General features: G+C 43.7%; 16 protein-coding genes. 1 reads left to right on the forward strand and 15 read right to left on the reverse strand.

Translation table 11 applies throughout. The annotated features are described in order from the left end of the window. Window positions 1-156 precede the first annotated feature (156 nt). From Q3W56_RS16150 to Q3W56_RS16170, 5 genes are all read right to left on the reverse strand, one after another. Entirely contained in the window at window positions 157-840 is a 684-nt protein-coding gene (locus tag Q3W56_RS16150; RefSeq protein ID WP_302896183.1) for a vWA domain-containing protein, read from the reverse strand. A gap of 384 nt (window positions 841-1224) precedes the next feature. Continuing rightward, the gene (gene spoIID, locus Q3W56_RS16155) at window positions 1225-2256 is read right to left on the reverse strand and encodes a stage II sporulation protein D (protein ID WP_302896184.1); all 1032 of its coding nucleotides are present in this window, start codon (window positions 2254-2256) and stop codon (window positions 1225-1227) included. Window positions 2257-2450: 194 nt separating this feature from the next. Next, window positions 2451-3761, reverse strand: coding sequence for a UDP-N-acetylglucosamine 1-carboxyvinyltransferase (murA, locus tag Q3W56_RS16160; RefSeq protein WP_003221875.1), 1311 nt, complete (start codon window positions 3759-3761; stop codon window positions 2451-2453). 33 nt (window positions 3762-3794) lie between these two features. Continuing rightward, entirely contained in the window at window positions 3795-4535 is a 741-nt protein-coding gene (locus Q3W56_RS16165) for a YwmB family TATA-box binding protein (protein WP_302896185.1), read from the reverse strand. A 134-nt stretch (window positions 4536-4669) separates the two neighbouring features. After that, window positions 4670-4900 (reverse strand): DUF1146 family protein, encoded by a 231-nt coding sequence (locus Q3W56_RS16170; RefSeq protein WP_003221879.1) that lies wholly within the window; start codon window positions 4898-4900, stop codon window positions 4670-4672. A gap of 176 nt (window positions 4901-5076) precedes the next feature. Here Q3W56_RS16170 and Q3W56_RS16175 point away from each other — a divergent pair, with 176 nt between their 5' ends. Further along, a complete protein-coding gene (locus Q3W56_RS16175; RefSeq protein ID WP_302896186.1) occupies window positions 5077-5550 on the forward strand; it encodes a hypothetical protein in 474 nt (157 codons plus the stop codon). Between the two features lie 36 nt (window positions 5551-5586). Here Q3W56_RS16175 and Q3W56_RS16180 read toward each other — a convergent pair whose 3' ends face one another. The 10 genes from Q3W56_RS16180 to upp form a co-directional block, all read right to left on the reverse strand. Continuing rightward, a complete protein-coding gene (locus tag Q3W56_RS16180) occupies window positions 5587-5985 on the reverse strand; it encodes a F0F1 ATP synthase subunit epsilon (protein ID WP_003221882.1) in 399 nt (132 codons plus the stop codon). A 23-nt stretch (window positions 5986-6008) separates the two neighbouring features. Beyond that, complete coding sequence (atpD, locus tag Q3W56_RS16185) at window positions 6009-7430, reverse strand: F0F1 ATP synthase subunit beta (protein WP_302896187.1); 1422 nt, start codon at window positions 7428-7430, stop codon at window positions 6009-6011. Between the two features lie 25 nt (window positions 7431-7455). Continuing rightward, window positions 7456-8319 (reverse strand): ATP synthase F1 subunit gamma, encoded by an 864-nt coding sequence (atpG, locus tag Q3W56_RS16190; RefSeq protein WP_302896188.1) that lies wholly within the window; start codon window positions 8317-8319, stop codon window positions 7456-7458. A gap of 76 nt (window positions 8320-8395) precedes the next feature. Next, complete coding sequence (gene atpA / locus Q3W56_RS16195; protein ID WP_014115501.1) at window positions 8396-9904, reverse strand: F0F1 ATP synthase subunit alpha; 1509 nt, start codon at window positions 9902-9904, stop codon at window positions 8396-8398. A 16-nt stretch (window positions 9905-9920) separates the two neighbouring features. Continuing rightward, window positions 9921-10466 (reverse strand): F0F1 ATP synthase subunit delta, encoded by a 546-nt coding sequence (locus tag Q3W56_RS16200; RefSeq protein ID WP_302896189.1) that lies wholly within the window; start codon window positions 10464-10466, stop codon window positions 9921-9923. Next, a complete protein-coding gene (gene atpF / locus Q3W56_RS16205) occupies window positions 10463-10975 on the reverse strand; it encodes a F0F1 ATP synthase subunit B (protein ID WP_003221894.1) in 513 nt (170 codons plus the stop codon). Before atpF ends, Q3W56_RS16200 begins: the two co-directional genes overlap by 4 nt. 162 nt (window positions 10976-11137) lie before the next feature. Continuing rightward, entirely contained in the window at window positions 11138-11350 is a 213-nt protein-coding gene (gene atpE / locus Q3W56_RS16210) for a F0F1 ATP synthase subunit C (RefSeq protein WP_003151167.1), read from the reverse strand. Between the two features lie 45 nt (window positions 11351-11395). Further along, window positions 11396-12130: a F0F1 ATP synthase subunit A gene (gene atpB, locus Q3W56_RS16215; protein WP_302896190.1), complete on the reverse strand. Its 735-nt coding sequence runs from the start codon at window positions 12128-12130 to the stop codon at window positions 11396-11398. Between the two features lie 7 nt (window positions 12131-12137). Beyond that, the gene (gene atpI, locus Q3W56_RS16220; protein ID WP_003221899.1) at window positions 12138-12521 is read right to left on the reverse strand and encodes an ATP synthase subunit I; all 384 of its coding nucleotides are present in this window, start codon (window positions 12519-12521) and stop codon (window positions 12138-12140) included. A 418-nt stretch (window positions 12522-12939) separates the two neighbouring features. Further along, entirely contained in the window at window positions 12940-13569 is a 630-nt protein-coding gene (gene upp, locus Q3W56_RS16225; RefSeq protein WP_003221902.1) for a uracil phosphoribosyltransferase, read from the reverse strand. Window positions 13570-13592: the final 23 nt, after the last annotated feature.

Consider the following 13592-nt stretch of genomic DNA (forward strand, 5'->3'; position numbering starts at 1 on the left):
ATCTAAAAAAACTGGCGAATTGGACTTGGAAAGGACCAACTCGCCAGCCTATTCGACCGAAAAACAGAATAAATTGGACAAAAATAGGTCGGATCATAAAGATCCGACTATTTTGTCAACAGTCTGAGAGGCTGATCACTATCAGCCTCTTTTTACTTATTTAGATAACATTATTGATTGCTGAATAAAGATTTTCTCAACATCTTTTTGAGTATAAGCAGGGAAGTATTCACCGCCGCCAACTTTCGCAATGGCATTTAGCTGTCCTTTGTATCCATTTTTATAATCAAATCCGATCACATTAACAGTGATATTGTCTTTTTGCAGTTCACTTGCTGTTTTAACCGGATTTCCGCCGCACGTTTCCTCTCCATCTGTCAGCAGATAGACCACTTTTTCACCTTTTGCATCAAGCTGGTCAAATGAAGATTTCGCCTCGTTCAGCGCTTTGGCAATTGGAGTCCAGCCAGTCGGACCAATTCCATTAAGAGAGTTGAAGAAGCTTTGCTGGTTAAAGTTTTGGAAGCCGTATACGTTGCGGATGGATTCACATGACTGAGTTTTCCCAGAATATTTATTGTTTCCTTCCGAACCGAATACACTCATTTTCACCTGAGTGCCTTCTGGCAGTGAGCTTGCAAACTTAGAAATTTCTTTTTTAGCTGTATTAAATTTAGATACACCATCTATTCTTTTCGCCATACTTCCGCTGGCATCAAGCAAGACTGCCACGTTTGCAGGAGCTTCAGCCTCCGCTTCTTTCTTTTCAGCCGCAAAAGCAGGTGAAGTTAATCCAAATAGCAAGCCTGTCATCATGATCAGTGAGAATCTTTTCTTCATGTCCATACCCCTTTTTTACAAGATTATTTCTGCGTGCAGATGTTCAACGCTGAACATAACTATCGTAATCGACAAAAACAGAGAAATAAATAGGGCGGGCTTCCCCATTGCTGTTGTTTACTTTTGCTTAGAAACCCCTGTTTTTATTAGTGATTTCCGCCTAACATTCCTATGAAAAAAAAAGATTGTCGGCCTTTCGACTTTCGTTCTATGAGTCTGTCGAAGTCTGTCGATACATGTGGATTACTTTACCAATCTCTAAGTCATAAATTAGGAAAAAGGATCTTGTCGCCCTAAAGATTGTCAGAAGCTTCTCTAAACAGTTTTAACCGCTTCTAGAGTAAAAGACCTTCAGAAACAGATAAAGACGCTCATTGAGCGTCTTTACTTCTTCGCCATATATTTATTCAAAAACGAATCTGCGTCTGAAATTTGTGTGCCTTGGTAATAATACTTCACAATTTGATCAACCGTTTTGCCTTCTTTGGCCATAAAATTGGCTCCATATTGACTCATCCCGACACCGTGGCCAAAACCTTTCGTCGTGACCGTAATCGTGTCTCCGTTTCGCTCCCATGCAAAATCGGCTGAATTGAGTCCCAGCTTTTCACGGATGTCTCTGCCTTTCAGCGTCTTGCCGTTAATAACGGCTGTTGCGACCTGGCGACCCGGTGTCTCTCCGGTAATTTTTCCTACTGTGCCAGAACCATCCAATTTAACGCCAAGCTTTTGCTCAAACTCTGTGGCTGTAAACGTTTTCGTTGCCTTATATTTCGGAGACTTTTTATCCCATGAGCTTTTGACGCTTTTTAAATATGGGATGGCACTTGTCCAATAGGCCTCTGCGTTTTCAGTGTATCCATTGCTTGTGGAGAAAAATGAGGCTTCAATCGGCTGGTTGTTGTACGTTAAGATTTTGCCTTGCGTGCTGGCTACCGCATCTGTGATTTTCTTCAGTTTTCCCTCATAGCTCGCGCCCCACTGTTTTTTCAGCTCCGCTTTGCTTTTATACACCTGGAACATCTGTGTATCATCCACCAGCGAGCCTTTAGGAGCCTCTACTGCTGAATTTGCGACCATCAGTCTGACAATAAACGTTCTGGCGGCGAGAGCCTGAGCTTTCAGCGCTTCAGATTCAAAGGTTGCCGGCATTTCGGAGGCGACGACTCCAATGACATACTCTTCAAGCGGAATGTCTTCTACGGATTGATTTGCGGTTCGATAGACGGGAATAGAAACAGGCGATGATTTCAACGTTTCCGCTCCTTTTGATGCTGATTTCGTGCTGACTGCTGTTTTTCCTGATTCTACGCTGGCCCCCGCTTCTTTGTTATGCTGGAACGGAATAACCAAGAGTGTGGGAATCAAGAGAATCAATGCACATAGTATGGATAGTGTGATTACGAATTGTTTCATATTCAGCTGCCTCCTGCTCGGGATTCGACTCTAGTCTAGTTTATGGGTAGGGACAAGCTAATATGACTCTCGTTTTGGACAGAACTTTATTTGTGATTTATGTATTCTTTTTTGCTATTTTGCGCATAATGATGATAATACACGAAAAACAAAAAACCAGTATGCCAGAATGACATACTGATTTTTACGTAAGTTTATGCGTTTAAGTCAGAAACGACTTCTTTGTTCTCTTGCTCAGAAGCAGACTCATCATTTACACGTTCGATGTCTGCGCCAATAGCTGCAAGCTTCTTATGGAAATCAACGTAACCACGGTCTAAGTGCTTCAGTTCAGTAACTCGTGTATGACCTTCAGCCACTAACCCCGCAAGAATCAGCGCTGCACCTGCACGCAAGTCAGTCGCTGCAACTTCAGCTCCCTGAAGCTGTACAGGGCCATTAATGATAACAGAACGTCCTTCAATCTTAATATCACCATTCATACGGCGGAATTCTTCCGCATGCATAAAACGGTTTTCAAAAACAGTTTCTGTAATCATGCTTGTGCCGCTTGCACGAAGCAGAAGCGCCATCATTTGTGACTGCATATCAGTCGGGAAGCCCGGGTGAGGCATTGTTTTAATGTCGATCGGTTTGAGTTCTTTCGGACCGATGACACGCAGGCCTTCACCTTCATCCTTAATCGTTACACCCATCTCTTCCATTTTGGCAATTAAAGAAGTGAGGTGTTCAGGAACTGCTCCTTTGACTAATACGTTTCCTTCAGTAATTGCAGCAGCAACCATAAATGTTCCCGCTTCAATGCGGTCAGGAATAATGTGGTGTTTTACACCGTGAAGCTTTTCGACTCCTTCAATTTTGATGGTGCCGGTGCCAGCTCCGCGGATTTTTCCGCCCATGCCGTTGATATAGTTTGCTAAATCAACGATTTCGGGTTCTTTCGCCACGTTCTCCAGCGTTGTTGTTCCTTCAGCTAGAGCGGCTGCCATAATCAGGTTCTCTGTAGCTCCTACACTTGGGAAGTCCAGATAGATTTTCGCGCCTTGCAGACGGCCTTTTACTTCAGCTTCGATGAAGCCATTGCCGACTTTGATTTCTGCGCCCATTGCTTCAAATCCTTTTAAATGCTGATCGATCGGTCTGGAACCAATTGCGCATCCACCCGGAAGCGCAACTCTTGCATGACCTGTTCGCGCAAGAAGCGGCCCCATGACAAGCACGGACGCACGCATTTTACGTACATATTCAAAAGGTGCTTCAGTTTGTAAAGCGTATGAAGCATTTACAGTCACTTCATTATTCTCAAAATGCACATCTGCTCCTAAATGACGCAACACTTCGTTAATTGTATATACATCGGAGAGCGTAGGTACATCACAAATTACGCTTTTTTCTTCACTTGCTAATAAAGATGCAGCGATAACAGGTAAAACGGCATTTTTAGCGCCTTCAACTTTGACTGTGCCGTTTAACTTTTGACCGCCGCGGACGATGATTTTTTCCAAGGTATTCCCCTCCGCGTCCCTAAATTCTCTATATTAATATTCAGTCGTAACGATTGGTGTGCCAACCGTAACGGTATGTTTTCCGCCCATTCCTGCACTTCTAAGTGCAATTTGCAAATTCATTTTATGTTCCGAGGTCATGATGTACTCTTTCCACTCATCTGTAAACGCAGAAATAGAAACGAAATTTGGCTCAACTACATGTTCAACAGTTCTTGCTTGAAATTCGTTTAATAACTGATTTGCTTTTTTTTGCAAAACAATACCCATATTATCATCTAAATGACCATTTAGACAAGTAAAAGTAACTACTTTTTCTTGGAATATCCTGAGTGTCTCCCGTTCAAACTGTTCATATGTATCATTCCAGCTAACCGGTTTCTTAAGACTCATTTGCTCATATAATAAATACGAAGTTGGGTTGTGTTTTTTGAGGGTTGTGACAAGCTGCAGTCTAAAAGAAGTGTGATTTTTTTTGTCAGTATACGTGCCAACTGCCTTTACGATTTTATCTTCCTGTGCAATCGCCCAATGATATTGACGATACTCTAATTTTAAACGTTTCACTTTTTGATAAAATTCTTTTTCGGTCAGCGACATATTTTGTTTTGCATGCAATGTCCACTTATCTATTGACACATCTTGGCGTTCCATCCCCTCTGCCATTTGTGCTAACGGCGTTAACTCACTCGCATGAATGGTATGGAAAACAGCAATGACGAAGCTTAACATGACGGATATGATAATGGCGTGGCTTACTTGTTTTTTCTTCATGTTCATCTCTCCCCCTTATCCCCAGTTTTACCGGAGGCAAGAGGCGCCATACGTAAAAATCTTCGTCAAAACTCGCGTTATACGCTTCAACCCGCTTCCCAAACCATTCCCGTGATTATCATGTTCAAAACCTATTAAAATAGGTAGGGTAGCTGCTGTGAATAATTAAGGTAATCTAAAAAGAAATTTGCAACAGTCGTTCCAATAGCAATTGTCAGCAATATCATCAGGAGTCTTGCCTGCACGACTTTGCCTTTTTTGATTAATGGATCGATATTGACGGCTTGAAGTGCCCACCAAGTTACCGCTATAAAAATCAGATGAACGACAATACCAATTGCAGCCTGCTGTCCCAATACACTCATCTATTCCACTCCTTTCATCCTTTTTCCGCGTTTATACCCTTTCTTATTATATAAGAAGCACGGATAAAGATGATACTTTTATACAGAACGGAATAATCAGCCAAATTTAGGGGTAATCCCCGCTTAAAGTGCGGTTCTTTTACATGGTATACTTTATTGGAAAGGAGCTGGCAAATGTGAATCATTCTTTTTTTCAGCCTGAAAAGCAATACGGTGAGGACCTGCCAATTTTTGAACAGGAATGGGAAGCAATTGCATTCTATTATGATTATAGACAGTCACAGATTGAAGAACTGAATGAATTGTGTCAGTTTTATAACATTTCTCTCACCTATACGAGAGAAAGCCTTGAAGAGCTTGAAAACCTTTATTTCCAAAGTATACAAGACCTTTTGCTTGCTGATTGGAATCTTCCTATTGAAGAATTCGAGAAAATGATCAGTGTTTATCTAATAGATTGCGTGATTGCTCATCATGAAGACGCTGGGTGGTTCGTAAAGCCATACCCATACAAAGACGGCGCTTATACAATGGGCTTTAGAAGACATCGCAAATCATGGCATACAATGAATTGCTGTGATCGTTTATACTTGCAGCAAAAAGAGGATAAACCGCTTCTGTCGCTGTTTGATTCTCTTGTGCGCTCATAAAAAAAATCCTTCTCATACATGAGAAGGATTTTTTTCTTATTTCCCTGCTACATCCAATCTGTTCAAAGCCCGCTGTAACGCAAGCTCAGCCCGACGAATGTCAGTATCATCTGATTGAGAATTCAAACGCTCCTGCGCCCGCTGACGTGCAGCTGCAGCGCGCTCTTTATCGATGCCTTCCGCTGTTTCAGCAGCTTGGGCAAGGATGGTAACCTGATCAGGACGGACTTCTACAAATCCGCCGCTGACCGCAACCAGTTCAGTCTGTCCGTCTTTTTTCAGACGGACAGCGCCGATTTTAAGAGGAGCCACGGTTGGAATATGACCTGGCAAAATACCGAGATCGCCGCTTTCGGCTCTCACGCTCACCATTTCGATATCCGCATCGTATACTGGGCCGTCGGGAGTAACGATATTGACTTTAACGGTCTTCATGCTTTTACCCTCCTAGGACCAGATTAAACTTCTACACCCATTTCTTTTGCTTTCTCAACAACTTCTTCGATACGGCCTACGAGACGGAACGCATCTTCAGGAAGATGGTCGTATTTTCCGGCTAAGATTTCTTTGAAACCTTGAACCGTTTCTTTTACAGGCACGTAAGAACCTTTTTGTCCAGTGAACTGTTCAGCCACGTGGAAGTTTTGAGAAAGGAAGAACTGAATACGGCGTGCGCGTTGGACGACAAGCTTGTCTTCATCACTCAATTCATCCATACCGAGAATCGCAATGATATCTTGAAGCTCTTTGTAACGCTGAAGCGTTGACTGTACTTCACGGGCAACTGCATAATGCTCTTCTCCGACAATTTCAGGAGCAAGGGCGCGTGATGTAGAAGCCAATGGATCAACCGCAGGGTAAATACCCATCTCAGTTAACTTACGCTCAAGGTTTGTTGTCGCATCCAAGTGAGCGAACGTTGTTGCCGGCGCCGGGTCAGTGTAGTCATCGGCAGGCACGTAGATCGCCTGGATAGATGTAACTGATCCAACGTTAGTAGACGTGATACGCTCTTGAAGCTGACCCATTTCAGTCGCAAGCGTCGGCTGATAACCAACCGCTGAAGGCATACGGCCAAGAAGGGCAGAAACCTCTGAACCCGCTTGTGTGAAACGGAAAATGTTATCGATGAAGAACAGTACGTCCTGTCCTTGTTCATCACGGAAGTGCTCAGCCATTGTAAGACCTGTCAAAGCAACACGCATACGTGCGCCCGGCGGCTCGTTCATTTGTCCGAATACCATGGCTGTTTTGTTAATTACGCCAGAGTCGCTCATTTCGTAGAAAAGATCGTTCCCTTCACGAGTACGCTCCCCTACACCGGCGAATACAGAGATACCGCCGTGCTCTTGCGCGATATTGTTGATTAATTCCTGAATTAATACGGTTTTACCTACACCGGCACCGCCGAACAATCCAATCTTACCGCCCTTGATGTATGGAGCAAGCAAGTCAACAACTTTAATCCCTGTTTCAAGAATTTCAACTTCTGTTGAAAGCTGATCAAATGAAGGTGCCTGTCTGTGAATTGGATCTTTTTTCGCATCCGCAGGAACTGGCTCATTCAAATCAATATTTTCTCCGAGTACGTTAAATACACGGCCAAGTGTTACATCACCAACCGGTACTGAGATTGGCGCTCCTGTATCAACAGCTTCCATTCCGCGCTGAACACCATCCGTAGATGCCATTGCGATTGTACGGACTGTATCATCGCCTAAATGAAGAGCGACCTCAAGCGTTAAATCAATACCTACTTCGTTTTCACTTGTAGCTGGCTGTGAAATTTTAATCGCATTATAAATTTCAGGCAAATGACCATCTTCAAAACGCACGTCGACGACCGGTCCTAATACCTGGCTAACGCGTCCTTTCTTCATCGCTATCCCTCCTGACAAATTCTTTCTATTCTAAAGCGGCTGCTCCGCCGACAATTTCCGTAATTTCTTGTGTGATGGCTGCTTGGCGAGCGCGGTTGTAAGAAAGCGAAAGTGAATCGATAAGTTCCTTCGCGTTGTCTGTCGCGTTTTTCATCGCCGTCATTCTTGCAGCGTGCTCACTTGCTTTACTGTCAAGAAGCGCACCGAAGATTAAGCTTTCTGCATATTGAGGAAGCAAAACCTCCAGAACCTCCTCTTCAGACGGTTCAAATTCATAAGACGCCGTTCTCTTTCCGCCGTCGCTGCCCAAATCAGATAACGGCAGAAGTTTTTTCTCCGTTACTTCTTGAGAAATGGCGCTGACAAAATGGTTATAAACAAGGTGCAATTCATCAAACGCACCATCTATAAACATTTGGATCGTTTGTCGGGCAAGATCCTTAATTTCTGAAAACGTTACTTCATCCCCAAGTCCTGTTAACTCGGAAATGATCGGAATCTCACGTTTCTTAAAGAAATCACGGCCCACTCTTCCGATGACAATCACCGCATACTCATCCTTAGATTGATGACGTTCTTGCATAGCCTGATAAGCACTTCGTAAAACCGAACTGTTAAAAGCGCCGGCAAGACCGCGGTCAGACGTAATGACAAGATATGCCGTCTTTTTCACTTCTCTGCTGAGAAGCATCGGATGCTTCACGTTGCCGGAAACTCTCCCGACATTTGACACAACCTCTTGGATCTTATCCATATATGGCACAAATGATTTTGCATTGTTTTCTGCACGATTCAGCTTAGCCGCAGATACCATCTGCATGGCTTTTGTAATCTGGCTCGTTTTTTTCGTTGACGTGATCCTTGACTTAATATCGCGTAATGAGGCCAAAGATTTCACCACCTTTTCTCTTCATCTGCGTAAAAAGAGAGAAAAAGAGAACCTTTTTCTCTCATCAGCATTCGAGTTAGTTGCTTGGTGCAAATGTGCGTTTGAAGCCTTCGATTGCAGCTTTGAAGTCTTCATCAGCAGGAAGGTTTCCTGTTTTCGCAATTCCGTCAAGCAGTTCTTTATGGTTTTGGTCAAGGTACATGTAGTACTCTTCTTCAAAACGTCTGATATCCGCTACTGGAATATCATCGAGATATCCTTTAGTCAGCGCATAAAGAATAGCTACTTGCTTTTCAACCGGAAGCGGCTTGTTCAGATCCTGCTTCAGTACTTCAACTGTACGCGCACCGCGGTTCAGTTTCGCCTGAGTCGCTTGGTCGAGGTCAGATCCGAATTGAGCGAATGCTTCCAGCTCACGATATGACGCAAGGTCAAGACGCAAAGTACCTGATACTTTTTTCATCGCTTTGATTTGCGCTGAACCACCGACACGGGATACAGACAAACCGGCGTTGATCGCTGGACGTACGCCTGAGAAGAACAAATCAGATTGCAGGAAGATCTGTCCGTCAGTGATGGAAATAACGTTCGTCGGAATATAAGCGGAGATATCCCCGGCTTGTGTTTCTACGAACGGCAGAGCTGTAATTGATCCTGCGCCTTTCGCGTCGCTAAGCTTTGCTGCACGCTCAAGCAGACGGGAATGAAGGTAGAATACATCCCCAGGGAACGCTTCACGGCCTGGCGGACGGCGAAGAAGCAAGGAAAGCTCACGGTAAGCAGCCGCTTGTTTAGAAAGATCATCGTATACAACAAGAACGTGCTTGCCGTTGTACATAAATTCCTCTGCCATTGTAACCCCTGCATACGGAGCCAGGTACAGAAGCGGTGCCGGCTGTGACGCAGACGCCGTTACAACGATTGTATAATCAAGCGCGCCGTGCTTACGCAATGTTTCTACTACGCCGCGGACTGTTGATTCTTTTTGACCGATCGCAACGTATACGCAGATCATGTCTTGGTCTTTTTGGTTCAGGATCGCATCGATCGCAACAGAAGTTTTACCTGTTTGACGGTCACCGATGATCAGCTCACGCTGGCCGCGGCCGATTGGAATCAGTGCATCGATCGCTTTAATACCGGTTTGAAGCGGTTCATGAACGGATTTACGGTCCATAACGCCTGGTGCAGGGCTTTCGATCGGACGTGTTTTGCTTGTGAGGATCGGGCCAAGTCCGTCTACCGGCTGACCTAATGGGTTCACAATACGGCCGATTAGTTCCTCACCGACAGGAACCTCCATGATGCGGCCTGTTCTTTTTACTTCGTCTCCCTCACGGATCTCACTGAAAGGTCCTAAGATGACGATACCTACGTTTGATTCTTCAAGGTTTTGAGCCATACCCAAAACACCGTTTGAAAATTCGACAAGTTCACCGGCCATACAATTGTCAAGGCCGTGTACACGAGCAATACCGTCACCGACTTGGATGACTGTACCTACGTCTTGAACTTCAATATCAGATTGATAATTTTGTATTTGCTGTTTTATCAGCGTGCTAATCTCTTCAGCTTTGATGCTCACTTAGGTTTCACCCCTTCTATCGATTTTCCCCGGCAAGTTGACGTTCAATGCGATGAAGCTTTCCGCTTACGCTGCCGTCAAAAATCCGGTTTCCAATGCGGACTTTAATGCCGCCTATTAAACCCGTCTGCACTTCATTTCTGATTCTGAGTGAAGCGACTCCGGCTTTCTTTGCAAACACTTGTGATAATGATGAAATTTCCGCATCCGTCAGCGGTTTCACTGAATATACGGTCGCGTCTTCTATTTGACGAGCCTCATTTGCGAGTTTGATAAACTCCTCTGTGAGCTCAGGGACAATCGCGGCACGATGGCGGTCAATCAAAAGAAAAATCGTATTGAGCACGGGCTGTGACAAAGAGCCAAATGCATTTTGAATCAGCTCTTTTTTCTTCGCAGCCGGCACCTTCGGATGGTTTAACACATCATTAAGCGCTTTTTCATTTTGAAACACTTGTTTTACAACGGTTAGCTCTTCTTCAACTTGATTCAGCTGAGCGGAATCATTGGCAATATCAAAAAGAGCTGACGCATATCGTTTAGAGACAGCTGATCCACTCATCGGCTTTCTCCTACCTCTTTAAGATAGTCCTGGATCAATTTCTCTTGAGCTTGTTCATCCAGTTCTTTTTCGATCACTTTCGACGCAATCATGACAGAAAGAGACGCTACTTGCTCGCGGAGAGCAGAAACCGCCTGTTCTTTTTCCTTCACGATTTCAGTTCTTGCTGCTTCTTTCAGACGTTCAGATTCTGCACGTGCAGCCTGAATAATCTCTTCTTTTTGCTTATCTCCCAGTTTCTTTGCGTTTTCGATAAGAGTTTGGGATTCCTGTCTTGCTTCTTTTAAAAGAACGCGCTGCTCTTCAATCAGCTGCTGCGCTTCTTTATTTTTTTCTTCAGCAGACGTAATTTCTCCAGCGATGTGGTCTTCACGCTGTTTCATTATGTTTAATAGCGGCCCTAAAGCGTATTTCTTCAGAAGCGCTAATAAGATTAACATAGCTAACAGTTGGAACAGGATATCTCCGCCGTTAAACGACAATCCTAGTTCAAGTGGTAATTGAGACATCTACTACGGCAACTCCCTTCTGCAGGTTTTTCTTTGCTGATTCAGCAGCCGCACTTGTCTCTTTTCAGCCGGCAAGGCGGGATGCTTATCAGACATAAAGCAATGGCGAAGGTTCTCTTGGAATGATCTTCGCCATTTTTAGTTCATATAAGGCTTTTATGCTTAGCCAAAGAACGCTAAGAATGCGATAACGACAGCGATAATAGGAAGGGCTTCAACTAATGCGATACCCATGAACATAAGCGTTCTAAGTTCTTTACCTGCTTCCGGCTGACGGGCAATCCCCTCTACCGTACGTGAAACAATCAAACCGTTACCAATACCTGCACCAAGTGCGCCTAAACCAATTGCAATCGCAGCTGCTATTAAATTCATGAAAAAGTTCCTCCTTTAAAATGTTATCCGTTTGGATATAATGTTTTAATGATCATGACTGATTTTATGAGACATGTACACCATCGTCAGCATTGTAAAGATAAACGCTTGGATGGCACCTATAAATAAACTGAATGCTTGCCATGCCAGCATTGGCAGAATGGCGCCGATCGTACCGACAAGACCGAGAGCCACACTTTGTGAGTAATGGCTTGTCGCTAATCCCGCAAGCAGGCTGAGAAGAATCTCACCGGCGAAGATGTTACCATAAAGCCTCAAACCAAGAGTCAGCGTATTCGCAAACTCTTCGATGATTTTCATCGGGAACATTAATGGAACAGGTCTTAAATAGTCTTTGGAATATTCCTTCAGCCCTTTCATCTTCACACCATAGTAGTGAGTTAAAGCAACAACCATCACGGCTAGCGTTAATGTAATGGCAGGATCGGCTGTCGGAGATTTCCACCAGAGCTCATGTCCGATTGTAATAGAGAAGGGCAGCCCCAGCATATTCGACACAAATATGTACATCAGCAATGTGACACCAAGTGCCAAGAAGTTAGCCCCTGTTTTCAAATCCATTGTACTGCCGATAATATTGCGGACGAAATCCACAACCCACTCCATAAAATTCTGGGCTTTTCCGGGACGGATCGAGAGCGTTCTTGTCGTTAATATAGCAATCAATAAAACAATCACACTCGCCACAGTAATCATCAGAATGTTTGTCAGATTAAAAGTAAGACCTAGAAATTCAATAGTTCTGTATTCATGATTCAAAGGGTTTTCACCTCTCTTCCATTGATGAACGTTTAAGCTGGATAAAGGAATCTATCATAATGACAGGGTATATTGTCATTAATCCAATAACTGTACTTGCCATATGAAAATGCTCGGGATTTTTATAGGCAACAGCCGCAGCAAGAATCGCATTGCACCAGCGCGCTGCGCTCCCAAGAGATCGTATGGACTTCCCTTTCTCAACGGCTCTGTCAAAAGCGTTCATTCTCCTGACGAGCAGTAAAAAATTAAACAAACTGAAAACAGTTCCCAGAATAAGGCCTAAAAACACGGTTTTATACGCTGTTAAACCATAACCCAGTACATACACTGCCAAAATGAACAATAGATATTTACGTTGTCTGCTAAATGTAAGCTTGGGATCGTCCATCAATTATCTGTCTCCTGATGAAAAAATAATGTATAGCTTAGATACGGCATAAATCAGCGGTTAACCCTAGTAGAAGACCTTTTTTGTCCGGCAAAACGGGCCTGTTCGAAAAAATCATTCATCCGCAAGCCTTGCAAGGATGCTGTTTCATTCGCTTAAATAAATCCTCATAATACGGGTTTACTGAGAGGATTTACATTGGGGATGAGGACTATAATGAAAGCTATGAAAACCTTCTCATAATACCCTCGTTTAGCATACAATAGCCCCTAACATGTGTCAATCTGTTTAAAGTTAAAAAACTTTTTATACTGTACGCCTCCACAGAATGTTCACATTTTCACCTATAATTGTATACAAATTGACCGAATAGCAAATAACTGGATAAAAAAGAAAACCCTTTGTCGGGTTTTCTTTTTTATTTTGTTCCAAACATACGGTCTCCTGCGTCTCCAAGACCTGGAACGATATAACCTTTTTCATTTAATTTTTCATCAAGCGCCGCAATGTAAATATCCACGTCCGAATGATGCTTCTGCAATTCTTCCACACCCTCCGGTGCCGCTACAAGACACATGAAACGAATATTCTTCGCACCGCGTTTTTTGAGGCTGTGAATGGCTTCAACTGCGGAACCGCCTGTGGCCAGCATCGGGTCAACCACGATGAATTCACGCTCTTCCACATCAGAAGGAAGCTTCACATAGTATTCCACGGGTTTTAAGGTTTCAGGATCACGGTACAGACCGACATGTCCTACTTTTGCCGCAGGGATCAGTTTTAAGATGCCTTCAACCATTCCTAAACCTGCTCTAAGGATAGGAACAACTCCCAGTTTTTTCCCTGAGATGACTTTCGATTTCGCAGTCTGAACCGGTGTGTTGATATCCACTTCCTCTAGAGGGAGATCACGGGTAATTTCGAACGCCATAAGCGTGGCTACTTCATCGACAAGCTCTCTAAAATCCTTCGTGCCTGTCTCTTCATTCCGAATATATGTCAGCTTGTGTTGAATTAAAGGATGATCAAATACATAAACCTTTCCCATACTGTGTTTCAGCTCCTTTTTTA

The organism is Bacillus sp. C28GYM-DRY-1 (genome assembly GCF_030519405.1).
GTDB lineage: Bacteria > Bacillota > Bacilli > Bacillales > Bacillaceae > Bacillus > Bacillus spizizenii_A.